Source organism: Enterobacter cloacae complex sp. 418I7 (assembly GCF_050030705.1).
GTDB classification, from domain to species: domain Bacteria; phylum Pseudomonadota; class Gammaproteobacteria; order Enterobacterales; family Enterobacteriaceae; genus Enterobacter; species Enterobacter intestinihominis.
This window is the reverse complement of sequence record NZ_JBLGUU010000004.1, coordinates 1-23,378: the sequence shown is the minus strand read 5'-3', so window position 1 is coordinate 23,378 and position 23,378 is coordinate 1. Positions and strand designations below refer to the sequence as shown.

The following is a 23,378-nucleotide window of genomic DNA, read 5'->3' as shown; positions in this document are numbered from 1 at the left end:
CGTAAAAATGAGTACCGTTTTTAAAGGGCTGACACGCCCCGCTTTGATTAGGGGGCTGGGCGTTCCGCTCTACCCCTTTCTTGGAATGTGCGTTATCTGCGTTTTGCTTGGTGTCTGGATTCATGAGGCTATGTATGCCCTCATCCTCCCTGGCTGGTATGCCATCAAGCGAGTTACGAAGATAGATGAACGCTTTTTTGACCTGCTTTATCTGCGAATGCAAATCAAAGGTAATCCTCTGGCAAACAAGCGCTTCAATGCCGTCCATTATGCGGGGAGTTCGTACGACGCAGTCGATATATCGAAAGTGGACAATTTTATGAAGCTTAAAGACCAGTCTTCTCTTGAAGAGTTAATCCCGTATTCATCACACATCACTGATAACCTCATTGTTACCAGAAACCATGATCTACTGGCGACCTGGCAGATTGACGGAGCTTATTTTGAATGTGTAGATGAAGCGGATCTAGCCTTGCTTACTGACCAGCTCAATACGCTGATACGTAGTTTTGATGGGAAACCCGTTACCTTTTATACGCATCGTATTCGGGTTAGAAAAGAAGTGCGACCTGTATTTGACAGCAAGATCCCATTCGTCAACAGAGTGATGAACGATTATTACGAATCGCTTTCGGCGGCTGAGTATTTTGAAAACAAATTATACTTAACCGTATGCTATAAACCGTTCAGCGCTGAAGATAAAGTGACGCATTTTCTTTCAAGGAAAAAGGGTAATAAAAATATCTTCGAAGAACCCATTAATGATATGAATGAAATATGTGGCAGATTGAGCACCTATCTCTCCCGGTTTCATTCCCGTCGTCTTGGGTTATATGAAGAAAATAATATAGTTTATTCAGAACAGCTTACGCTGTTCCAGAAACTGCTATCCGGGCGCTGGCAGAAAGTCAGAGTCACCAATAGTCCGTTTTATACATACCTGGGTGGTAAAGACCTGTTCTTTGGTAACGATGCTGGACAAATCACTGCCTCTGACCATGCCCGGTACTTTCGTTGCATCGAGATCAAGGACTACTTTCAGGAAACGGATGCCGGAATTTTTGATGCACTGATGTATCTCCCGGTTGAGTATGTACAGACTTCCTCTTTAACTCCGATAGACAAGCAGTCTGCAATCAAGGCGCTGGATGATCAGATCGACAAACTCGAAATGACCGATGATGCCGCTAAATCCTTGCTCGCTGATTTGAAAGTTGGTCTCGATATGGTCTCCAGCGGCTATATTTCTTTCGGGAAAAGTCACCAGACACTGATTGTTTACGCAGATTCGCCGGAGCGTCTGGTGAAGGACACCAATATTGTAACGACGACCCTGGAGGATTTAGGGCTGATCGTAACCTATTCAACCTTGAGTCTTGGCGCAGCGTATTTTGCTCAGTTACCTGGTAACTACACGTTACGGCCACGCCTGAGTTCTATCAGCAGTCTGAACTTTGCCGAAATGGAAAGCTTCCATAATTTCTTTACGGGCAAGGAGAAAGGAAATACCTGGGGTAACAACCTTATCACCCTGGGCGGCTCAGGAAATGATATTTATAACCTGAACTATCACATGACTACCGAGCATCAAAATTACTTCGGTAAAAACCCCACGCTGGGGCATACCGAAATTCTTGGTACGTCAAACGTGGGTAAAACGGTAGTGATGATGACTAAGGCTTTCGCCGCCCAGCAGTTCGGAACGCCGGAGTCTTTTCCACCTGAGAGGAAATTAAAGAAGTTAACTACAGTATTTTTCGACAAAGATCGGGCAGCGGAACCCGGTATACGTTCAATGGGAGGTGCTTACTTTCGGGTGAAAGAAGGAGAGCCGACTGGCTGGAACCCTGCGGCTTTGCCACCAACCAAACGAAATATTTCCTTTATGAAAGACCTGGTGAGGCTACTTTGTACGCTTAACAGTGAGCCGCTTGATGATTACCAGAACCGCCTGATTTCTGATGCCGTTGAGCGCCTGATGCAGAGGTCAAACCGCTCTTATCCGATCAGTAAGTTGCGACCACTCATTCTGGAGCCTGATGATACTGAAACCCGGCGGCATGGGCTTAAAGCACGCCTGAATGCCTGGGTGCAGGGAGGGGAATTTGGCTGGGTGTTTGATAACCCGGACGATACGTTTGATGTGGACAACCTGGACGTTTTCGGTATAGACGGAACGGAGTTTCTGGATAACAAAGTACTTTCCAGCGCCGCTTCATTCTATCTCATCTACCGTGTCACCATGCTGGCTGATGGCCGCCGACTCCTTATCTACATGGATGAGTTCTGGCAATGGATTAACAACGAAGCGTTCAGAGATTTTGTTTATAACAAACTCAAAACCGCGCGTAAGCTGGATATGGTGCTTGTCGTAGCGACACAATCGCCGGATGAACTAATTAAATCACCTATCGCGGCTGCCGTTCGTGAGCAGTGCGCAACACATATTTATCTGGCGAACCCCAAAGCGAAACGTAGTGAGTACGTAGACGAGTTGGAAGTGAGAGAACTTTATTTTGACAAAATTAAAGCCATTGACCCGTTATCTCGTCAGTTCCTGGTCGTCAAAAACCCACAGAGGAAGGGGGAAAGTGATGATTTTGCGGCTTTCGCAAGACTGGATTTGGGAAAAGCGGCGTATTACCTACCGGTTCTCAGCGCATCGAAACCCCAGCTTGAACTGTTCGATGAAATCTGGAAAGAGGGTATGAAGCCGGAAGAGTGGCTTGATACCTATCTGGAACGTGCAAACCTGATTTAAGGAATCCCTATGAAAAAGCATATCGTTGCGGCACTTATCGCCTCTGTTACGGTTATTTCTGGTGCTCAGGCTGGTGTTCCCGTTGCCATTGATGCAAACCCTGAATGGGCTGTCGAAGCGCAGCGCTGGACAGAACGCCTCAAACAGTGGCAGGACACCGTGAACCACTACCAGAAACAGATTAATGCCTATAAGCAGGAGCTGCTGACCAAAACGGGCATTCGTGATGTTCAGGGACTGGTGCAGTCTGCGCAATCTGTCAGTAAGGAGCTGGAGAATATTTACGACCAGGGGAACTCCTTCATTGATGATTACATTAAGAACCCGGAAGCCACCCTGTCTGAGCAAGCCAGATCACTACTGGCCGATTATAAGGTGACAAACACCTGTAAGGGGCTGGGATATACGGGCGACCTGGTGCGGGGCTGTGAAGCCTCGTTCCTGTCCCAACTGGCGGGGATCGAGTACGGCAATAAGCTGGAAAGTAAACTGCGTGAAGATAATCAGGAAATGGCCGACCTTATCGACCAGGTGAAGAACGCCCAGGACACGAAAGCCACGCAGGACGCGACAAACGCTGTATCTCTGGCAAGCCTGAAATTTAACAAGCTCAAATTTCAGTATGAAATGTATCGCGATAAGCAGCGCGATCTTGCAGAATACAAGGAGAAAATGTTACAGGCTGCTTTCCAGGAGAAACAATTAGGGGCTGTTAATAAAGAAACTCCAGTTGTTGATTATAAGGCAGCATTTGAGCAGCAGAGTTATGAAATGAACTGAGGGGGCATTTTGAAAAAATATGGATTAGTTGCGGCGTTGGGGCTTACATTCTTTCTTACCGGGTGTGAAGAGGTTAAATCTGTAGACTGGTGGCAGTCTCACGTAGACGATGCAACGAAAAAAGTAGCTGAATGCAAAAAGTCTGGGAGTGATAGCGAAAATTGTAAAAACGCTAAGGAAGGTTTGTTTAGGTATAAGCAATTACATCCTAAGCATGTTGACTATAAAGATGCATTCAAAAATGTATTGGGTAAAGATGGAAGTTAAAAGGAGCCACTATGGCAACTTCTAGGTATTTCCAGGCCGCTCATGACGTTATTGTTAAAACTCTTGACCAGTCTTTGACTGGTCAGTTAGATAACTTTTCTTCAATAGCGTCTCAGTTGGGTAAGTATGGTATTTCCATTTATATATTGTGGTATGCTTATACCACAATAGTTGGGAAGCAAAAAACCGCAGTGCAGGATTTTTTATGGAATCTATGTCGATTCTGGTTAATTCTTGTTTTTGTCAAAAATATGGGGGGGTGGTTAGATAGTGCAACTCAGGCCATTGATGGGCTGAAGGAAACATTTGCAGGAGGTGATCCTTGGAAATGGGTTGACGAGCTTTGGGAGAAAGTTCAGCAGGTAGCTGCATATCTTATGTCCAAAGATACTTCGAAGTATGTGAAAACAGATGGGGCAATCGCATCTTTATTAACATATGCTGGAGGGATAATTGCATTATTGCTAACTTCAATAGTTTATCTCGCCGCCGAAGTTACTATTAAGATACTTACTATTACCGCGCCGTTGTTTATTATTTGTCTTTCATTTGGTTTTTTAAGGCAGATGTTTAATAGCTGGCTTCAGTTAATATTTAGCTCATGCTTCATATTCTTGTTTTGTGGACTGGCAATTAAAGCGGGAATGACGTTCCTTAATGGCATTCTGACAATCTCGATAGCTAACGCAGATGAATTAAATCTGATATCAACAGGTGCTCAGGCCGGGGTTGCAGGTGCATTTATGGCCTGGATTATCTGGCAAGCCAAAACCTATGCTTCCCAGCTCGCAGGGGTAGGTGTTGAAGGCGCGATGCAAGGGGCAGCCGCAATGGGGATTGGTGCTGGCGTGTTCGGCGCTTCCCGTATGGGGCGTAATCTGCTTGGTATGGGTAAAAATGCAGGGATTGGCGCATGGAAAGGCGTTCGCCGTCAGGATGGAGGGTTCAACCAGTCTCCTGGTGTATCCGGTAAGTTGGGGAATCTGACCGGGCAGGGCGTTAATATTGGCGCTAAGAGGCTTCGCCAGGCTGCGATAGATGCGGCGAAAAAGAAATATGGAGGTTAACCGATTTATTATTTAAATCTGTCAACTCTGAGTATTCCGCAGTAAATATTCACTCCTCTATTTAGGTTCTCACATTATGAAACTACTTATCACGGCTATCGTGACGCTTTGCCTTGTCGGATGCCAGGCGTCACATAAACAACCTCCGGTATCCGGAAAAAGCGAACCTGTTAATTCAGCAGAGGTAATGCGCAATGGGGTTTAAACTCTCAGGATTAAAACTTCCCGGTTTTAACAAGAAAAAAGAAGTAACAGACTCTTCAACTACTTTTGAAGAGAAAAATGTATTGATGCAGGAGAAAATGAACCGCATTTATAAATTCGGTGGTATTGCAGGAATTGCCGTAGGTGTGTTGTCTCTGCTGGCACTGAATGGAGCGCTACCGTTAAAGAGTACGGTTGTCGAAGCTTATCTTATTAATGGTGTCACTGGCGTTGCTGAAAGACTGACTTCTGTTAAAAAAGAAAACCTCTCTGAAAATGAAGCGCTGGCGAAATACTTCATTACTCAGTATGTGAAGCGTCGTGAAGGGTATAACTATTTCAGTCTCCAGCATGATTATGATTATGTTCTGTTATACAGCGCTGAGAATGTGGCGACGGATTACAACGCTTTAATCAACGGCAACCAGTCACCAAAGGTTATTTATAATAAAGCGGAAAAAACCGCATCTGTTCAGGATAATCCGTCCGTGATTATCAGTCCGTCATCCCGGCGCGATGATAAGGATATGGGAGCATATATCCGGTTTAAATTAACCATTCGAAATGTCGCGACAGGCCAGGATGATTATGAATACTGGAACGTCCGGTTGACCTACCGTATTGAACCACAGGTCGAAATGGCATCGGGTGACCGAAACAATAACCCGCTTAAATTCGTTGTAACGAGCTATGTACGCGATAAAGAAGTGAAAGGGTGAAAACTATGAAAATGAATAAAGGAGCGCTAATTGTGGCGCTTCTGTTGGTGTCGCACGTCTGCCATGCAGCCGTTACGCCAGCAGCCAGCCGTTTTGATCCCCGTAATCAGATTGTCAGTTATAACCCGCAAAACACGACAGTCATAAACAGTGCGGTTGGCTATACAACCACACTGGTATTTGACGAGGATGAAACGGTCATCAGTGCCAGAACCGGCTTTCCCCAGGGCTGGGAAGTGAACAAAGAAGATAACCTGGTGTATCTCGAAGTGAAGCCCGTCAAACAGACCGTACAGAAGAACAGTACCGATGACAATGGCAACCAGTCTTCAGAGGTGGTCAGTGTAGCCCTTGATCCTGAAAACGACCTGGAACGCTGGCGAACAAACCTGTTTGTTCGCACAACAAAACGTAATTACAGCATGGAGCTGAACGCCCGAACGTTCCGGCAGCCGGATAAGATCGCGTTTGTTGTTAATTACCAGTACCCGCAGGAACGCCGGAAGGAGCAAGCCGAAATCGAGAAGAAACGGATTGAGGCTCTTAACAAGCGGCAGGAGGAGCAGGCAATCAACCGTTCTCTTGAAAATGCGAAGTCGCCCAAGAACTGGGATTACTGGAAGCGGGTAGCTGACGGCAGCCAGTCAATCAGCCCGGATTATGCGTATGACGATGGCCGCTATACCTGGTTTGGCTTCAGCCCCCTGAAGAAAATCCCCAGCGTCTTTGTTATGAGCGGCGAACAGGAAACGCTGACTAACCCGGTAGTCAAAAACAGCGGTAGTTTCACCGTTGTTGGTGTTCCTGTAGACCAGCGCTTTGTTTTGCGTATGGGAAATCAGGTTGTTGGGGTTGAAAACCGGGGCTTTGGCAAAGTCCGTCTTCCGGCAGGAGATACCGTTTCCCCGAACGTTGAGAAAGAGGTGATCCAGTGAGCGAACAGGAAAATAAAATCCCGACCGCTGTAGAAATTGAACAGGCACTACGGGAACGGCATCAGAAAGAAATTGAGCAAAACGATAAAACGGATAAGGGAGATGAAGATGACGGTAAATCAGTAAAACGCCTGGGTATCGAGAAGCTTAAAAAATCGCGTAAGGGGCTGGTGATTATTGTGGCCGCTTTCCTTCTGCTGGCCGCCGGGGTGTCTGTCTACTATATCCCGTCGATTATTCGTGCAATGTCCAGCGGTGATGATAAGCCTGCCAGTAATGCGGTATCTACTGGTTCAGTAAAACGCGCGACAGGACTCAGCGATGATGTTGATCCATTCAACACCAGGGAAGAACCGGCTAAGACGGAAGAACGGAAGGAAAGCAGCGGCAAAGCGGAAACGCCACCGGAAAAAGTACAACAAAACTTCAGTCGTGCGCTGGATGTGGCCTATGGGGGGAGCAGCTCTGCTTCCTCAAATTCCGGTGGTAGCTCATCAACGGCCAGCAATACCAGGAACGAGGGGGACGGCAGTGACAAACAGGCAGAGGTTCAGCCTGTTAATGCAGGGCAACCCGCGCAGCTTTCTAAAATTACGCGCGTTCCTTATGACCCTAACCTTTTCATTCCTGAAAATACCGCGATTAAGTGCTCGCTGGACAGACGATTTATTTCTGATCTGGCTGGCAAGCTGGTCTGTACGATTAATGAGGACGTATACAGTGCAAACAGGAATGTAAAGCTAATTGAAAAGGGAACAGCCGCATATCTGATGTATAAAACGGGCACGTTCAATCATGGTCAGGGAGCCGTGTTTATCGCTGCTACGAAGCTTAGAACACGTAAGGAACCTTTCATTGATATTCCGCTGATTGATACACAGGCGGCGGGAGCGCTGGGTGAGGCCGGGGCTTCAGGCTGGATTGACACACATTTTGCAGATCGCTTTATGGGCGCGATGATGGTTGGCATGATCCCCGATGTGGCACAGGCCGCAAGTGGAGCGGCTAAAAGTAATAAAGACAATCAGACCGACTATACAGCTAACAGTCGCCAGGCTTTTGCTGATATAGCACGCGAAGCGTTTGCAAACAGCGTAAATATCCCTCCAACGCTTTATAAAAACCAGGGGGAAATCATTACTCTGATCGTTGGTCAGGATTTGGATTTCTCCAGCATCTACAAATTAAAAATGGTGGGTACCCGGAGGTAATTTGATAACGCTGGATATCAAAGAGTTTTCAATGCTGTTAGGAATAAGGGAAAGCGAAATATACCATCATATTCGTAAGGGCATACCAATAAATGGCGTTCCTTTCCCCAAACCACTGAAACAAATCAAAACGCATCGATTTAATTACGAAGAAGTCATGCGTTTTATTGAAGATCTTAAAGGAAAAGGTGAATTATGAAGGATGCAGAGAACAGACATATTGTTTATGAAATAATAGATGAATACTTCCACCACTGGCTTAATGAAGTCGATGGTTTAACTGAAATCGCGGTAAATCGGCCTGATGAACTGTTTGTTAAAGTGAGTGGGAAATGGCAGCAGCATGAATTAAAAATGGATTTTAAAGATTGTATGTCATTTGCAGGGGCAATTTCTGATTATCATGATGGTGGGTCGGTTACGCCAGAATATCCCTTACGTTCTGTTACGCTCCCCGGAGGGGAGCGTGTACAAATAGTTATTCCCCCGGCAACGGAACGGGAAACGGTGTCTATTACAATCCGTAAGCCGTCCAGTGTGTTTATCGACCATGATACCTTTGTTAAACAAGGGTTTTACTCAAGGCTAAATCAAGGGGGGAAATTCAGGGATAAAGAAGATGAATTATCTTCAATGTTTAAAGATAATTGTTTTGAACAATTTGTCCCTGAATGCCTGGTTAAGGGTAAAACGATGGTATTTTGTGCCGGAACGGGGGCGGGTAAAACCACCTTTGCAAATGCCTGTCTTCAGTACATACCCCATCATTTACGATGTATTTCAATTGAAGATACAGATGAAGCAAAGTTCAGGTTCCACAAAAATCATGTGAAATTGTATTACCCGTCAGAAGGGGAAAGTAGCACTGTCAGTTCCGCTTCTCTTTTACGTTCTGGTTTTCGTATGAACCCGGACAGAATCCTCATGACTGAGGTTCGCGGCGCGGAAGCCTGGGATTTTCTCAAAGGCTCAAGTTCCGGCCATGCAGGGAACCTTACAACCGTCCATGAGAGCACCCCTGAAGATGCTGTGCTTGGACTGGTTCAACGGTGCTATATGAACCCTGAATGTCAGAATTTGCCTTATAACATTATATTGCGGAGGGTGTTAAGCAACGTCGATGTGATTATGAGTATTAAGTACATCGATGAGGAAGATAACCGATTTGCATCGGGTATTTACTATCGTGATATTCATTTTCAGGAATACTTTGAAAAGCTGAAGGAGTGATTATGTCTCTGAAACTACCCGATAAAGGCCAGTGGGCTTTTATCGGTCTGGTTATGTGTCTTGTGACGTATTATACTGGCTCAGTTGCTGTTTACTTCCTGAACGGAAAAACGCCGCTTTATATATGGAAGAATTTTGATTCCATGCTGCTGTGGCGGATAATAACAGAGAGTAATATACGGACAGATATCAGGTTAACCGCAATCCCCTCTCTTTTATCAGGTATGGTTTCGTCTCTCATTGTGCCTGTTTTTATTATCTGGCAACTGAATAAAACGGATGTTGCTCTTTATGGTGACGCGAAGTTTGCCAGTGATAATGATTTAAGAAAATCGAAACTTCTGAAATGGGAGAAAGAAAACGATACTGATATTCTTGTAGGTGCATATAAAGGTAAATACCTGTGGTATACCGCACCAGATTTTGTATCACTTGGCGCAGGAACCCGCGCAGGTAAAGGGGCTGCAATAGGTATTCCAAACCTGCTGGTCAGGAAACATTCCCTGATTGCATTAGATCCAAAACAGGAACTGTGGAAAATCACCAGTAAGGTACGTGAAAAACTGCTGGGTAATAAGGTCTATCTTCTTGACCCTTTCAACAGTAAAACGCATCAGTTTAACCCGCTTTTCTATATTGATTTAAAAGAAGAGAGCGGGGCTAAAGACCTGCTGAAGCTGATTGAGATCCTGTTCCCGTCTTACGGTCTGACCGGAGCGGAAGCACACTTTAATAACCTCGCGGGGCAGTACTGGACGGGGCTGGCAAAATTGCTTCATTTCTTTATTAACTACGACCCCTCCTGGCTTGGTGAGTTCGGGCTTAAACCTGTTTTCTCAATTGGTTCTGTAGTCGATTTGTACAGCAACATCGACCGGGAGCTGATACTCAGTAAGCGAGAAGACCTGGAGGGAACAAAAGGACTTGATGAAAACGCGCTGTATCATCTGCGCGATGCCCTGACCAAAATCAGGGAGTATCACGAAACCGAAGACGAACAACGTTCGAGTATTGATGGTTCGTTTCGTAAGAAAATGAGTCTGTTTTATCTTCCGACTGTTCGCAAATGTACAGACGGCAATGATTTCGACCTTCGCCAGTTGCGCCGGGAAGATATCACTGTTTATGTTGGCGTTAATGCTGAAGATATGTCCCTGGCCTATGACTTCCTCAACCTGTTCTTTAACTTCGTTGTGGAAGTCACGTTACGAGAAAACCCTGACTTTGACCCGACACTGAAACATGACTGTCTGATGTTCCTGGATGAGTTTCCGTCTATTGGTTACATGCCAATCATTAAAAAAGGTTCGGGTTATATTGCCGGGTTTAAACTCAAACTTCTGACGATTTACCAGAATATCAGTCAGCTTAATGAAATCTATGGTGTTGAAGGTGCCAAAACGCTGATGAGTGCGCATCCCTGCCGGATTATCTACGCTGTCAGTGAAGAAGATGACGCTAAAAAGATTTCGGAAAAGCTGGGCTATATCACCACCAAATCGACAGGTTCAAGCAAGACAAGCGGACGCTCAACGTCGAAAAGCAGTTCAGAAAGTGAGGCGCAGCGCGCCCTTGTGCTCCCGCAGGAGCTGGGAACGCTGGATTTTAAAGAAGAATTTATCATTCTTAAAGGTGAAAACCCGGTTAAAGCTGAGAAAGCCCTCTACTTCCTCGACCCGTATTTTATGGACAGGCTGATGATGGTAAGCCCCAAACTTACCGAGTTAACCGCCTCTCTGAATAAGACTAAAAAAGTATTGGGTGTTAAAGGGCTTAAATATCCTTCTAAAGAAAAAATGCTCTCCGTCGGTGAGCTGGAGTCAGAGGTTTTACTATGAAAAAAATGTTAATGGTCAGTGTCCTTTTTCTCTCTGCCTGTTCCTCTCCGCCTGAACCACCACAGGTTGACTGGGAACAGAATCCTGAAACGGTGAATACACAATTAATGGACTGGCAACCGACATACTCAGTTATTAAATCAGACAAGGTTAATTCATCGTGGGTTAAGGTTATCCATAATTTCAGGCCTGAAAACCGCCTTTACGATGATGCTGTTTTTTATTCTGTTGCACATTCTGATTCAGTGATTGTTGAAACCAGTAACGGAACAGACTTTTTCACAGCTAAAAACTGGTTGAGGGCGAACGGTGCAAACGGTGTCATACAGTATCGTTATAAAATGAACTGTTTTTCTTGCCGGACTACCAGTGTTTATTTATCACGATAACGCCGGATTAATAAAATTCTTGTAATTTTATTGAGCCGGGGTTGAACAACCGCAGGGCGTTAGTTGCCCGTTATCCATGAGGTGTATATGAAAAAGACCGTAACCACGGCAGTGCTGCTTTGTGCGTTCGCTGCCGGAACTGCTCATGCTGAGGAAAAGGCCGACCCGAACGATCCATGTGCAATGGTGTTATGCCTTGCCGGAAAACTTGACGGAAGTAGTCCGGCAGAATGTGACCCGATGTATAAAAGTTTTATGTCAATCAGGAAAAAGAATAAACATGGTTTTTTACCCGATCACACGGCAGATGCCAGAAAGAAAAAACTAAATGAATGTCCTGCGGCTGATGCAGGTACAGTAAGTAAAATTATTTCAAGCTTTGGCCGATTGAAAAACTTTTAATTCTGTTTGATTTAATTCTGATGTGAATACGCAAGTTTCAGGTTTGAGACTGGAACTTGCGAACATTTTTTACAGGGGTGGGAGGATGAAAATTATTAACGTACCTGATGCAAGAAGTGTGAGAATTGCCGGAATTGAAATTATCGATAGTGTCAAATCGGTCGCTTCTGTTTTTACTGAAATTTTGTTGTTTATGGTCTGGTTTCCGGCAATTGTCTATGGGCTTTATCGTTTTGTTATCGTTTTGTGGGATGCTTCCTTAAAGCCGCAATCGCTCATTGAGTTTATTAATTTCATGGTTGAGTTATACAGCTATGTACTTCCTTCGTTGGCTGTTATCGCAGTGGCTTTAGTCGTCGTTTTATCCATTTTTAAAAGACTCTCAGCAATATGGGAGGGAAGAAAGCAATGAGACATTTTTTTAATGTTCTTTCCTTTGCTGTTGCCCTGTTGCCAGCTACATTGTGTGCTGCTCAGATTCAGGGGAAAGTTATTCGCGTTCTCGATGGAGATACCATCGAAGTTAAAACACTACCCGCGAAAATTGTTGTGTATGAAGTTCCGATTCGAGTCCGATTGATAAATATCGATGCACCGGAAAAAAAACAACCCTTTGGTCGCTGGTCAACCAATCAACTTAAAGCCCTGCTGGCAGGGCAATCAGTTACCGTCTCTTATACGCAAACAGATCGCTACGGGCGAGTCCTGGGACGAGTGGTGACAGCGAACGGCACTGAGGCTAACCGCCAGCAAGTGCTAAAAGGGGCTGCATGGGTTTATGACAGGTACAACACCGATAACTCATTACCGGCTCTGCAACGGGAAGCTCAGACACAGAAGCGCGGCCTGTGGGCTGACAGTAATCCCGTTCCTCCGTGGGAGTGGCGTCATAAACAAAACTGACGCGCTTCGCTTGTCCAACCCCTCCTCTGCCTGAAGAAAATCTTCAGGCAACGTCACGGTTTTTAATATACATGGTGCGCATATGGGTAAATTAACTCTGGTAGAGCAGGCTTTACGGCTCCATAAAGAATATTACGGTGAAGATAATTTTGGTACTGTCGTAAAGGATTGTGATTACTATCCTAAAGTGGCAGAGATTTTTATAAACAGAAAGAATCGTAAAATTTATTCGAATCTTGATATCGAACCCGTTGCTTCAACCGTCGTTCATACGGGAAGTAGCCCTGTTATGGCTAAAGCCGGGAGGATTAAAAAGCTTATGTTTAAAGATGGTTCGGGAGCATACCGGATTCATCTTGGTCAAAATGAAGTGGTTCATATTATTCGCTTCATTCTTAACTCTAAAGTCAGAATGGAGTACGCAGTTGGCACAACCAAAAGTATGTCGATGCTTCATAATCTTTGCGAAGCTGGACGCGCTAAATTAAACCGCTCTTTACCCCGTAAAGGTATCTGGAAAATCGGGTGTTACGACGGCGTTTATTATCACGGTAAGGCAAGGAAGGAAGAAATAGAAAACGCTTTACGTTTTTCTGTTCATCCAAAGTTTAATGAGCTGGAGAATGACTTTAATCAGTTCTTTTCGGATATTGATTTCTACACCCGTTATGGTCAGTCAGGAATGCGAAAAGTGCTTTTTACTGGTCCTCCGGGCACAGGGAAAACGACTATCGCAAAAGCTTTGGGGGCAAAATATCAGGATAAATATGTATTTGTTTATGCTGATGATTACTTTAAAGATGTTTGCTATGCCGCAGCTCAAAAGAAAATACCCGTTATCATAATAGCTGAAGAGGTTGATGAACTTTATCGGGCTGATGCCGGAACGTTAAGTTTTCTTGATGGGGCTGATACACCGCGAAATCTTGCCGGGACATATGTTATTTTTTCAACGAACTATCCTAACCGGATTGATCCGCGCATCAGAAAACGCCCTGGCAGAATTGACAGAATCATATCTGTAGGTGCTTTTCGGACTAAAGCCGCTGCCGCTTGTGCCAAAATGTACTTACCAGACGATATAAATATTGACCTTAAAGAACTTGGCGCGGTGCTGGACAGAACGACTCCTGCTGAAATAAAGGAGATAATAAATATTGCTATTGGCATGATTCGCGGAACAAAAAACGAATTAACAGTAGATGTAATCAAGAATGCGCGTGCCTTTTTGAAAGGAACCCTTGACCTTAGTGTGCAGGAGGCAGAAGAAGACATAGAGGAAAGGGAAGAAATCTTTAAAAAGAATGGTGCGCAGCCTGACTATTCAAGTTACCTTGAGGATTGATTAATGAGACTTTTTATTGCAGAAAAACCGTCTTTAGCAAAGGCTATTTTTGAAGGACTGGGCGGAAATCCCAATACAGAAAAGAAAAACGGCTATTTTGAACACGGTTCTGATGTCGTTACCTGGTGTTATGGTCATATGCTGGAGCTTTACGACCCACAGGATTATGACGACAAATATTCCAACTGGCGTTATAGTGATTTACCCATTAAAGCGGTTTATCCGCCAAAATATAAAATCAAGCCTGAATCAGAAGCACAGACCCGCATTATTTTGTCTCTTATCGATAAAGCCGACAGCATCGTTCATTCAGGCGACCCCGATGATGAAGGATGTTTGCTGGTTGATGAGATTCTGGGTTATGCCGGAAACAAGAAACCCGTCCAGCGACTGCTTGTTGCCGACCTCAACCTTGCGCCAGTGCAAAAATCACTGTCGAATTTACAACCTAACGATAAATTTCGCGGTATGACGTTAAGCGCCCTGGCGCGTTCCCTGTGCGATCAGGGTTTTGGCTATAACATGACGCGGGGATGTACATTAAAAGGCCGTGAGAAGGGCTATGACGGCGTTCTGAACGTTGGCCGGGTACAAAGTGCCGTTCTTGGTCTGGTGAACATGCGCACGCTGGCGAACCAGAATCACACAGAAAGCTTTTATTACGATGTATTCGCCAGTCTGTCGATGAACGGGCATCAGATTAAGGCGAAATATCAGACAACAGACGACGATCAGATAGACGAGAAAAAACGCCTGATCTCCGAAGCTCAGGCCGCGCATATTGCCGGACGTGTTACGGGTAAGGATGCTATTGTTACTATCGCGACGACAAAGCCGGAAAATAGCAAGCCTCCGCTTCCGCTTAACCTTTCCACGCTTCAGCAGCTCTGCGCAAAGCGATTTGGTTATTCTGCAAAAGATACGCTCGATGTGATGCAGGGGCTGTATGAAACTCACAAGCTTCTGACCTATCCACGTTCTGACAATCGCTATCTTTCAGATGAGCATTATTACCAGGCCGGAGATATTGCCACTGCTATAGCGGCCACCGTACCCGAACTGGCGTCTGCGATCGTAGATATGGATAAAGGCCAGAAACACAAAGCCTTTAATGCCAGTAAGATTGAGGCGCACCACGCCATCATCCCGACGACAAAAAGCGGAGCCGGTATTCAGCTTAATGAAAAAGAGCGGAACGTTTATAACCTGGTGTCCGTCTACTTTATCGGGCTGTTCTACCCGGATGCGATCCGCAACAAGACGAAAATCCACTTTGATATTAAGGGGGATACCTTTACGGCCACACAGAGCGTTCTGGTACAAAAGGGCTGGGAAGCGCTGGGTAAGGATAGTGATGACGAGGACGAAACCGAAGATGCCGGAACGGACGGTTTTGACCTTTCATTGCTGAAATTTAATGACAGCGGCCTGTGTGAATCGGCAGACGTGGACAAGAAAAAGACTACACCACCTCGCTATTTCACAGAGTCAACGTTACTGGCCGCCATGACGAGTGCGGCAAAATTCATTGATGATCCGGCTCTCAGAAAGGCGCTGGAAGCGAAAGACGAGGGCAGCAGTGATCGTGGCAGTATCGGAACGGAAGCCACCCGCGCGGGTATTCTTGAGAAACTGGCGGCAAATACCGGGCTTATCTCCATCGAAAAAGAAAAGGGGTATTCGGAGCTGGTATGGAAAACCACAAAACAAGGCCAGGAGTTTTGCGCTGCACTGCCTCCTGAAATCACTAAACCGGATATCTCCGCTCTGTGGGCTGAAAAGCAGTCTCAGATCAAAGCCGGAGAGCTGACAGTTGAGGAGTTTATTAAGGAAAATGATGAGTACGTCCAGGGGTTAATCGACGAGCTGGACAGGAACGGAATTTCGATTTCTTCAAATGCCACGCCCTGCCCGGTTTGTAACAACGGTTTCCTGCGTAAGCGTAAGGGGCAAAATGGCTTTTTCTGGGGATGCTCCTGCTACCCTGAATGCAAGACAACATTCCCGGACAAAGACGGCAAACCGGATATGGAAGCAAAATCCAGATCAGAAGGTTCCATGTCCCGGCTCGAAGCCCCCTGCCCTTCATGCAGTAAAGAAATTATTATCCGGCCTAAAGGCTTTTTCTGTTCCGGGTGCGAGTTTAAAATCTGGTCTGAAGTGTCAGGAAAAAAACTGACACAAAATCAGGTTGAGACATTAATCAAAAAAGGTAAAACCGGAGAGATTAAAGGCTTTACCAGTAATAAAACCGGGAAAAAGTTTGACGCTGCAATTGTTTTGCAGGATAAAACTACGGGTAAACTTGGGTTTCAGTTCAGTAAAAAATAAGGATTAACTCGATGAGTGAAAATGAAACGTTTGACGCAACAAAAAAGCTACTCCTGAATATTCGCTCTGTTCGTGTTTTTGCGCGAGAAACCAGCTTTGAACAACTGCTGGAAATGCAGGAAAAGCTTAACGCCGTGATCGAAGAACGTCGTGAAGAAGCAGAGCGTGAGGCAGCAGAACGCGCAGAGCGCGAAAGAAAGCGCCAGGAACTGCTCCAGTTGATTGCCGGAGAAGGTTTTTCACCGGAAGAACTGCTTGGCCTGTCCGAAGATGCGCAAAAAACACGCAAAAAGACGTTGCCAAAAGCGCCGCCTAAATATCAGTTTGATGAAAACGGCGAAACGAAATACTGGTCTGGTCGTGGCCGGACACCAAAACCAATCGACGAAGCGTTAAAAGCTGGCCGTTCTCTTGATGAGTTTCTCATCAAAAAAGATGCTTCCAGCACTGCTGGTGACGAACAGTAATCTAACAAGCCTCTGACACTGCGTCAGAGGCTTTTTTTTAGCAAAAAGGGCGCGGGGGGTTATGGTGAAGAAATCTTTGGATATCTTCGCGGGGATAAGGGAAGTAGTCTCTGATATCTTTGGTTTCTAACTTACCAGTGCAGTGATACGTCTGAAAATAGATCCACTCTGCTATTGTTTTGTAGATGTGATTTCCCATGTTCGCGCTTTGAGAACCATACTGCATGACTTGTGCATCCAGGTCATTACACATCTCCGGCGGAGTGAGTACATGATATGTCCTGCATAACAGCGGGCGGTAATTGTAGATTGAGCATGTTCCCTTCTCAGACAAAAACGGACATTTTGACTCATGCCCGGTCGTAAGCGGGTTGTCTCTGGCAGTAAGTTTACTTGCTTGTGCAATATGTGTTGCCTCAAGCGCGGTTAAATGAACATCCATTTTACAGCACGAAGAGCACCCCTTTTGACAGGAGGTAAACGTGCTCACAAATTCTTTGTTAAAACGATCCAAAAAGGCGTACATCTGTTTTAACTTGAGGTAAATATTACCGGATTGAGTATTGAGTTTATTTATGAGTGCCTTTAACTCATCGAAATACTTATCAGGTACGGGTTTCAGATTGGTATAGCCGGGTAATGTTTCGCCTGGCTCCAGGTGGATCACTGAGTTAGGTTTGATATCCATTGCTTTTGCTTCCTATATTCTTCTCGCGCTGGTTGTTCATTTGACACTAAAACAAGCGTCATACAATGGCAAGGTGTCAAGCCCAGCAGTAAATCACGCTTGCCAGCAAACCAGTTTCCTGCAGCCGGTTTGGCCGTTGATTTTTGCCAGCAATATTACCCGCTCGATGCCCGCCCTGGGCGTGAAATTGCCAGCAAAAAAGATTGCCGCTATCAAAGGTGTGGTTTATATTATCTGTATCGTACGATACAGATAATGGAGAAGCTTAATAGATGACTGAAAAAATCACTGACGAGGAACTGGTAGATTTGTTGGAGGCGCTCAAAAGAGCACATGGTATGGGCGTTTGTTCAAAGGCGGTTAAGCTGGCACAGCGTTGCGCTGATGTGTTCCCTGCTATTGTTGCAGAGTTACAGGAATATCGGAACGCCGCTAAGCGAACTTCAGCATGACAAGAGCCACGGAACGCGCTTACAGCGAGCTACAACAGGCGTTTGATTTCTATAACCAGCGCCTTTTTGACGGCGAACTCCCTGACTGTCTGATTACGTTCCAGCGCGGCAAGAACACAATGGGCTATTTCAGTTACAGGCGCTTTGTTGCTGCTGACGGCAGCGGCAGGATGATTGATGAAATCGCCCTCAATCCTGAATACTTCCCGGTGTACCCGCTTATTGAAGTCATGCAAACGCTGGTTCATGAGCAGTGCCATATGTGGCAGTACCACTACGGCAACCCGTCGCGTAAGACGTACCACAATGCGCAGTGGGCGGCAAAAATGGAAAGTATCGGACTTATGCCCTCCTCCACCGGGAGACCTGGTGGTGCGAAAGTCGGCCAGAAGATTAATGACTATCCGATCCCTGGTGGCCGCTTCCAGCGCGTCACACTGGAACTGTTCCAGGGGCAATTTGCTTTGAGCTGGTTTGATCGCTTCCCTGTCCAGGTCGAACAACAAAAAGATATGACCGCCGTAATAGAGCAATGGCGCGAAACGCTTGCTCTGGCGCATCAAAATGCTGAGGCCGGGATTGATATAGAAGCGGTGCTTTCTATGGCTCTGCTGCCGTCAGTGTCACCGCAGAACGGGAGCCATTCAGATGATATGGCCGGGAGCAATGACAATGATTTGTCAGTTGCAGCATTTGAGGACAAGCCAAAACGAAATAAAGTTAAATATCAGTGTCGCGGGTGTGGCGCTGCCGTGTGGGGCAAAGCCGGACTGAATATTGAATGCGGCGATTGCGAGCTGGCTTTCATCGAAAATTAATTGCCAGCAAATTTTCCCGGTCACATCTGTTGGCCAGTGTTTTTTGCCAGCAAAGTTTCTTCCCGGGTTCGCGCCGGCAGCGCAAAAATGACAGCAAAAGAGGGGTATCATGGGGCATTACACAATCAGAACGAATGACGACGAAGATCAGGCCATTAAAAAGGCGCAGGAAGCGACCGGACAGGCATCAGCCAGCAAAACCTTTATGACGGCTATCCTTGAGCTTCAGCGTAACAGAGACGAGATGGCGCAGCTACGGCGTGAACTGGCGCAGGAAAAAGCGCGGAGTCAGGAGCTGGTATCATCGGTAAAACAATTCCGTTCCAGCCTGAACAATCTGTTTGATCTGGCTGACAACCCTTAAATAACAAGGAGCGAAACGTGCATACCACAAATGCGATTATCCTGTGCCTGGTGTCATATCCCTGCATCGTTGCATGGGTTATCTATAAAAACAGATTTGTCGATTACTTGTTTTTAACTCTGCTTGCTTGTTTGGGGAGCATTTTTTCAGTCGTATTGTATAAACAGCCCGACTACTCATTGACCATATATCAGGCCGTTGCTGTCGGCTATGCTGCCGTGATCATGCCAACGGTGTTAGTTTTGAGTGTCGTTAATATCTTCATGGGAAAAGCAGAGAGAACGTGCAAATGAATACACTGGCTGCACTGGAAAATACGTTTCGTGATATGAGAAAGCATGGCTGCCAAACAGTCATGGTCACGCAGTCTTTAGCTGATTTTGGCCGCTACAGCTATAAACCGCGCCCTGCATTTCAGGACTGGATCGAACGGCTGAAGACTGGCGAACGTCTGCCGCGAGGCCGTTACTTTGTTGGCAAGAAGCCTGGTGGCCGCCTGGTGCTCATTGATGAATTGGGGGGAACATGGACAGAAAAAGTAACAGTGATTCATACCAACGCTGGATGATAGAGAAGGCTGACAAAAGGGAAAGGACGCAAATCAGTATGTCGTTCGTAAAGATGAAGGACGTACTTTTTAACGTGCTGGCTATCGGTACTGTTTTAGCAGCCCTGGTGGTGATCTTTTATGAAGTGCAAAGCAGCTTATAAATTGATGGCCGTTGACAATGAATGTCATACTACCTGACCGGGCAATGCCGGAAGATTTCTTTCACGGGTGATGGTTTGTGATCCCGGCATTGTTCCGGCGCTCTCTCGTAAATTCTCGCGCCCAATCCCCCTCGCAAAACCTCAGAATTCACGTAACGCACCGCGATTTCGGCAACCATCAACCCTAACGTCCTTATGTTGTTGGGTTTGCCGCAGAACAATTTATTCATTTAAAATAGATTTAAACGAAGCGGGAAACCGCAGACGTAAAAAAACCGACTGGTGAGGTCGGCTTTTTTACGGTTCCGGTGCGAGCTGGTAACTCAGCCCGGAAGGGAAACTCTCTACAACTGACAATAGTATGATAATCCGTGAAGCCTGATTATGCAATATGACGGGCAGTGACTGTGCGTTAACGGTTTGCCTGAACGTTAGATAAACGTATAATCAGAGGGTTAGCTCTGTGGTGAGTCTCTCCCTGCATTCCGCTAAATGCGGCATGAACAGGTTCAAAGTCCTGACAGGTAATACAGGTGGTGCTGGTTATCTGTGCTCTGGCAGGAGTGAGACTCTCTACAACTGACAAGACGAAGAGAAGCCGTGGTGACAGGCAGTGTAAGAGCAAGCCACGGTGTCTTTACTCCATTTATGGAGAAAACGGATGATTAACCTGTTAATCATCGTTCTGAGGGCGGTAGCGGCGCTTGCAAACGCGCTGATTGCCATTCTGGAACTGATCCGCCAGTTCATCGACTAATGAACACGGAAACGTAATTAAGGCCGGAGGAACACCACCTCCGGCCTTTAATAAAAATATAGTTTAGTTACAACATTCACTAGTCTGTACTAACCACCACACACCTGACCTTCTGCGCACAAGTTACCTTTAATCACTCCTAAACAGGCATTTCATGAAACTCCCCTGTTCTTGCATCGGTAACAGGGGTCTGACGCTCAGTGGAACGAAAACTCACGTTAAGCAACGTTTTCTGCCTCTGACGCCTCTTTTAATGGTCTCAGATGTCCTTTGGTCACCAGTTCTGCCAGCGTGAAGGAATAATGGCCGAGCATATTGATATGTCCGTGGCAAAGCGGGGAGAGGCGTGCGATATCTTCATCATTCAGTGTTTCACCCTGCGCCCGGAGATGATCCAGGGCTGCCTGCATATAAATAGTGTTCCATAACACGACGGCGTTAGTGACCAGCCCCAGTGTGCCCAGTTGATCTTCCTGACCGTCGGTATATCGTTTTCTTATCTCACCTTTTTGACCGTGACAGATGGCTCTGGCAACGGCATGGCGACTTTCTCCCCGATTAAGCTGGGTCAGAATGCGCCGGCGGTAATCTTCATCATCAATATAATTAAGCAGATACAGCGTTTTGTTGATGCGCCCCACTTCAATGATTGCCTGAGTCAGTCCGGAAGGACGTTCACTTTTCAGCAATGAACGGACCAGCACTGAAACCTGTACTTTGCCCAGCTTCAGGGAGCCAGCGGTCCGGATCATTTCGTCCCACTGAGGGGTTCTAGGGATTTTCCGTCCAAAAACGACAAAGTGCTCTGGAGGCCCCGCCGTCTGTGGCCTCCAGAGGGGTATTACTTTTTTCGAGATCCCTATTTGGGCTCTGTTTGAGTAAGATTTAGTCTTTTTGGGCTAAATCCATGGCATTCGAAGAACGTGTCCAAATCTTGTCCGAGGCAGAACAAGATGAGTTATATGGACCCCCCGCTTTCACCTCCGCCGACCAACGCTTCTTTTTCTCGCTGAACGATAAGGAACTGGCGATCGCTAAAAGCCTCCGTCATCGGGGCCAGCGTTACATGCTGGTGGTACTGCTGGGCTATTTCAAAGCCAAGCCGGTGGTGCTGAATCCCGGCTTTCATCAGATCAAGCAGGACCTCAAATACGTTTATCAAACCGTTCTACCAGGCCCAGGCTGTAGACCCTTTAATCTCACGCCAAAAGAGAACGAACGGATTTACCAACGTGTTTTCCAGCTCTGCAACTACCAGCGCTGGAATGTCAAAGACCATGGAGCGGCGTTGAGAGATTACTTATCCCAGCAAGCCAGAGCCTGGACAGCGCCTAGGCACCTCTTCGATGCGGCCAATGAATATTGTTCGGGGCAGAAGATCGCAATCCCTGCCTACAGCACGCTGCAAAAGATCATCAGTCAGGTGGTGGGAGACGAACAGGAACACATGGCCGCGCACCTTGAGCGTGCAATGTCACGCGGTCTTAAGCAAGCACTGGCGGAGCTCGTGAACGGCACAGGTCCACTGCCGTTCCGACAGTTGCGACAATCGGCTCGTAACTTCACCGGAACCGAGTTGGAGAAAGAACTGATTGTCTATCGCCATATCCAGCATTGGATGCCGGAAGTGGATCTGCTGTTGAGCACGCTATCACTGTCGCAGAAAAATCTGCAACACCTGGCAGAGAAAGTCGACTACTACGGTGCCAAACTGAAACGTCAAACCGTAGGCAGCCAATGGCTGTATTTATTGTGCTATCTTCAAACGCGATGGCAGCAAGCGCTGGAACGTATTGCCGATGGCTTTGTGCATCATGTCAGACAGACCAAACAGAAGGCAAAGGATTATGCGCAGGAAGCGGTGTTTAAGGATTGGCAAAAAGCAGCTAAAAATGTCAGCAAGGCAGCTGAAGTACTGCACCTGTTCATTGATGACAGCATTGATCTGCAACTACCGTTTGCAACAGTAAGACAGCAAGCACTGAGCCTGCTGACCAAAAGGGATCTGGAATCTGTATGTCTCTTCCTGAACGAGCAGCGACGATCGGTCGATGAAGCCATGTGGCAGTACTGCGACGAGAAAGAAAGTCTGCGGAAAGGTTTGCTGCGAGAGTTGTTCCTATGTCTGCGCTTCGAAGGCTGCGACGGCACCCAGCACTTAGCGGCCGCCTTGGCGAAAACACAAAACGAACTCAACGGCCAGGACGCTCAGTTGCAAACTGCCGACACCAGACTCCTTTCCAAAAAATCACGTGAATTCCTGCTGGATGGTGAAGGGAATATCCTGATCGATCGTTATGAGTGGTTCCTCTATCAACAGATTCCTGATCGCCTGAATGGCCAGCTGACGCTGCCTGATATCACTAAATACCGGGCACTCGACGCCGACCTGATCGACGGGGAACATTGGCGAAAAAACAAATATACGCTGCTTCAACAGAGCCATTTTACAAAATTAGCGGAGGAGCCTGAAAAGCTGATCAAACAGATGGCCATGGAATTGGATACCCGTTTGTACGAAGTCGGCGAATATCTTGAACAGGAAGACAACCGGAATATCATCTTGCGTAATCCGCAGGGTAAACGCTTCTGGCGCCTGCCTTCGGCCAGCAAACATCATCTGGTCAACAATCCCTTCTTCCAGCAAATTCCCACAACGGGGATTGCGGATGTACTGCGCATGGTTGATCGTGACACCGGTTTCATTGACTGCTTCGCTCATGTGCTGGGTTCCCAATC

General features: G+C 46.4%; 25 protein-coding genes and 2 pseudogenes. 25 read left to right on the top strand and 2 right to left on the bottom strand.

Translation table 11 applies throughout. The annotated features are described in order from the left end of the window. Nucleotides 1-7: 7 nt before the first annotated feature. The 17 genes from ACQG0S_RS24040 to ACQG0S_RS23960 all read left to right on the top strand — a co-directional run bounded on the left by ACQG0S_RS24040 (nucleotide 8) and on the right by ACQG0S_RS23960 (nucleotide 16,849). Nucleotides 8-2,761: a VirB3 family type IV secretion system protein gene (locus ACQG0S_RS24040; protein ID WP_015060057.1), complete on the top strand. Its 2,754-nt coding sequence runs from the start codon at nucleotides 8-10 to the stop codon at nucleotides 2,759-2,761. 9 nt (nucleotides 2,762-2,770) lie between these two features. Continuing rightward, nucleotides 2,771-3,541 (top strand): type IV secretion system protein, encoded by a 771-nt coding sequence (locus ACQG0S_RS24035; RefSeq protein WP_000716326.1) that lies wholly within the window; start codon nucleotides 2,771-2,773, stop codon nucleotides 3,539-3,541. Between the two features lie 9 nt (nucleotides 3,542-3,550). Further along, the gene (locus ACQG0S_RS24030) at nucleotides 3,551-3,808 is read left to right on the top strand and encodes an EexN family lipoprotein (protein ID WP_000759841.1); all 258 of its coding nucleotides are present in this window, start codon (nucleotides 3,551-3,553) and stop codon (nucleotides 3,806-3,808) included. Between the two features lie 11 nt (nucleotides 3,809-3,819). Further along, nucleotides 3,820-4,875 (top strand): type IV secretion system protein, encoded by a 1,056-nt coding sequence (locus ACQG0S_RS24025; RefSeq protein ID WP_000235886.1) that lies wholly within the window; start codon nucleotides 3,820-3,822, stop codon nucleotides 4,873-4,875. A 194-nt stretch (nucleotides 4,876-5,069) separates the two neighbouring features. Beyond that, a complete protein-coding gene (locus tag ACQG0S_RS24020; RefSeq protein WP_004199085.1) occupies nucleotides 5,070-5,798 on the top strand; it encodes a virB8 family protein in 729 nt (242 codons plus the stop codon). A 5-nt stretch (nucleotides 5,799-5,803) separates the two neighbouring features. Next, nucleotides 5,804-6,733 carry a TrbG/VirB9 family P-type conjugative transfer protein gene (locus tag ACQG0S_RS24015; protein WP_000783386.1) on the top strand — a complete coding sequence of 310 codons (930 nt, stop codon included), beginning with the start codon at nucleotides 5,804-5,806 and terminating at the stop codon, nucleotides 6,731-6,733. Then, a complete protein-coding gene (gene virB10 / locus ACQG0S_RS24010; protein WP_001295060.1) occupies nucleotides 6,730-7,944 on the top strand; it encodes a VirB10/TraB/TrbI family type IV secretion system protein in 1,215 nt (404 codons plus the stop codon). The genes ACQG0S_RS24015 and virB10 overlap by 4 nt, the downstream gene beginning before the upstream one ends. A gap of 1 nt (nucleotide 7,945) precedes the next feature. Then, a complete protein-coding gene (locus tag ACQG0S_RS24005) occupies nucleotides 7,946-8,143 on the top strand; it encodes a DNA-binding protein (RefSeq protein WP_000629109.1) in 198 nt (65 codons plus the stop codon). Beyond that, the gene (gene virB11 / locus ACQG0S_RS24000) at nucleotides 8,140-9,174 is read left to right on the top strand and encodes a P-type DNA transfer ATPase VirB11 (protein ID WP_000650512.1); all 1,035 of its coding nucleotides are present in this window, start codon (nucleotides 8,140-8,142) and stop codon (nucleotides 9,172-9,174) included. The genes ACQG0S_RS24005 and virB11 overlap by 4 nt, the downstream gene beginning before the upstream one ends. Before the next feature lie 2 nt (nucleotides 9,175-9,176). Continuing rightward, complete coding sequence (locus ACQG0S_RS23995; RefSeq protein ID WP_000053822.1) at nucleotides 9,177-11,012, top strand: type IV secretory system conjugative DNA transfer family protein; 1,836 nt, start codon at nucleotides 9,177-9,179, stop codon at nucleotides 11,010-11,012. Then, on the top strand, nucleotides 11,009-11,401 hold the full coding sequence (locus ACQG0S_RS23990) for a cag pathogenicity island Cag12 family protein (RefSeq protein ID WP_000738524.1): 393 nt from the start codon (nucleotides 11,009-11,011) through the stop codon (nucleotides 11,399-11,401). The genes ACQG0S_RS23995 and ACQG0S_RS23990 overlap by 4 nt, the downstream gene beginning before the upstream one ends. Before the next feature lie 87 nt (nucleotides 11,402-11,488). Further along, on the top strand, nucleotides 11,489-11,803 hold the full coding sequence (locus ACQG0S_RS23985) for a TrbM/KikA/MpfK family conjugal transfer protein (RefSeq protein WP_000754496.1): 315 nt from the start codon (nucleotides 11,489-11,491) through the stop codon (nucleotides 11,801-11,803). Between the two features lie 85 nt (nucleotides 11,804-11,888). After that, nucleotides 11,889-12,215, top strand: a complete 327-nt coding sequence (locus ACQG0S_RS23980) for a hypothetical protein (RefSeq protein ID WP_004208538.1) — start codon at nucleotides 11,889-11,891, stop codon at nucleotides 12,213-12,215. Next, nucleotides 12,212-12,706 (top strand): thermonuclease family protein, encoded by a 495-nt coding sequence (locus ACQG0S_RS23975; protein ID WP_001215543.1) that lies wholly within the window; start codon nucleotides 12,212-12,214, stop codon nucleotides 12,704-12,706. Before ACQG0S_RS23980 ends, ACQG0S_RS23975 begins: the two co-directional genes overlap by 4 nt. An 82-nt stretch (nucleotides 12,707-12,788) precedes the next feature. Continuing rightward, on the top strand, nucleotides 12,789-14,051 hold the full coding sequence (locus ACQG0S_RS23970) for an AAA family ATPase (RefSeq protein WP_000517490.1): 1,263 nt from the start codon (nucleotides 12,789-12,791) through the stop codon (nucleotides 14,049-14,051). Between the two features lie 3 nt (nucleotides 14,052-14,054). Further along, nucleotides 14,055-16,382, top strand: a complete 2,328-nt coding sequence (gene topB, locus ACQG0S_RS23965; protein WP_004199098.1) for a type IA DNA topoisomerase — start codon at nucleotides 14,055-14,057, stop codon at nucleotides 16,380-16,382. An 11-nt stretch (nucleotides 16,383-16,393) separates the two neighbouring features. Next, the gene (locus ACQG0S_RS23960; protein ID WP_001293458.1) at nucleotides 16,394-16,849 is read left to right on the top strand and encodes an H-NS family nucleoid-associated regulatory protein; all 456 of its coding nucleotides are present in this window, start codon (nucleotides 16,394-16,396) and stop codon (nucleotides 16,847-16,849) included. A 37-nt stretch (nucleotides 16,850-16,886) separates the two neighbouring features. On the opposite strand, the gene ACQG0S_RS23955 is transcribed toward ACQG0S_RS23960, so the two are convergent. After that, the gene (locus tag ACQG0S_RS23955) at nucleotides 16,887-17,537 is read right to left on the bottom strand and encodes a YkgJ family cysteine cluster protein (RefSeq protein WP_000351937.1); all 651 of its coding nucleotides are present in this window, start codon (nucleotides 17,535-17,537) and stop codon (nucleotides 16,887-16,889) included. On the opposite strand from ACQG0S_RS23955, the gene ACQG0S_RS23950 reads away from it, so the two are divergent. The 7 genes from ACQG0S_RS23950 to dqlB all read left to right on the top strand — a co-directional run bounded on the left by ACQG0S_RS23950 (nucleotide 17,527) and on the right by dqlB (nucleotide 20,639). Continuing rightward, entirely contained in the window at nucleotides 17,527-17,793 is a 267-nt protein-coding gene (locus ACQG0S_RS23950; RefSeq protein ID WP_032072053.1) for a hypothetical protein, read from the top strand. The genes ACQG0S_RS23955 and ACQG0S_RS23950 overlap by 11 nt on opposite strands. Before the next feature lie 16 nt (nucleotides 17,794-17,809). Further along, nucleotides 17,810-17,989: a hypothetical protein gene (locus ACQG0S_RS23945; protein ID WP_023408316.1), complete on the top strand. Its 180-nt coding sequence runs from the start codon at nucleotides 17,810-17,812 to the stop codon at nucleotides 17,987-17,989. Continuing rightward, nucleotides 17,986-18,807 (top strand): SprT-like domain-containing protein, encoded by an 822-nt coding sequence (locus ACQG0S_RS23940; RefSeq protein WP_000196235.1) that lies wholly within the window; start codon nucleotides 17,986-17,988, stop codon nucleotides 18,805-18,807. Before ACQG0S_RS23945 ends, ACQG0S_RS23940 begins: the two co-directional genes overlap by 4 nt. A gap of 109 nt (nucleotides 18,808-18,916) precedes the next feature. Beyond that, nucleotides 18,917-19,171 carry a hypothetical protein gene (locus ACQG0S_RS23935; protein WP_000510385.1) on the top strand — a complete coding sequence of 85 codons (255 nt, stop codon included), beginning with the start codon at nucleotides 18,917-18,919 and terminating at the stop codon, nucleotides 19,169-19,171. 17 nt (nucleotides 19,172-19,188) lie between these two features. Next, the gene (locus tag ACQG0S_RS23930) at nucleotides 19,189-19,464 is read left to right on the top strand and encodes a hypothetical protein (RefSeq protein ID WP_000557557.1); all 276 of its coding nucleotides are present in this window, start codon (nucleotides 19,189-19,191) and stop codon (nucleotides 19,462-19,464) included. Further along, nucleotides 19,461-19,739 (top strand): hypothetical protein, encoded by a 279-nt coding sequence (locus tag ACQG0S_RS23925; protein WP_001093608.1) that lies wholly within the window; start codon nucleotides 19,461-19,463, stop codon nucleotides 19,737-19,739. The genes ACQG0S_RS23930 and ACQG0S_RS23925 overlap by 4 nt, the downstream gene beginning before the upstream one ends. An 804-nt stretch (nucleotides 19,740-20,543) precedes the next feature. Continuing rightward, nucleotides 20,544-20,639, top strand: a complete 96-nt coding sequence (gene dqlB, locus ACQG0S_RS23920; RefSeq protein ID WP_000609145.1) for a DinQ-like type I toxin DqlB — start codon at nucleotides 20,544-20,546, stop codon at nucleotides 20,637-20,639. Nucleotides 20,640-20,890: 251 nt separating this feature from the next. Here dqlB and ACQG0S_RS23915 read toward each other — a convergent pair. After that, a pseudogene (locus ACQG0S_RS23915) lies at nucleotides 20,891-21,403 on the bottom strand (Tn3 family transposase); the annotation flags it as partial. Nucleotides 21,404-21,546: 143 nt separating this feature from the next. Between ACQG0S_RS23915 and ACQG0S_RS23910 the strand changes: the two are divergent. After that, nucleotides 21,547-23,378, top strand: a pseudogene (locus ACQG0S_RS23910) (Tn3-like element IS3000 family transposase); the annotation flags it as partial.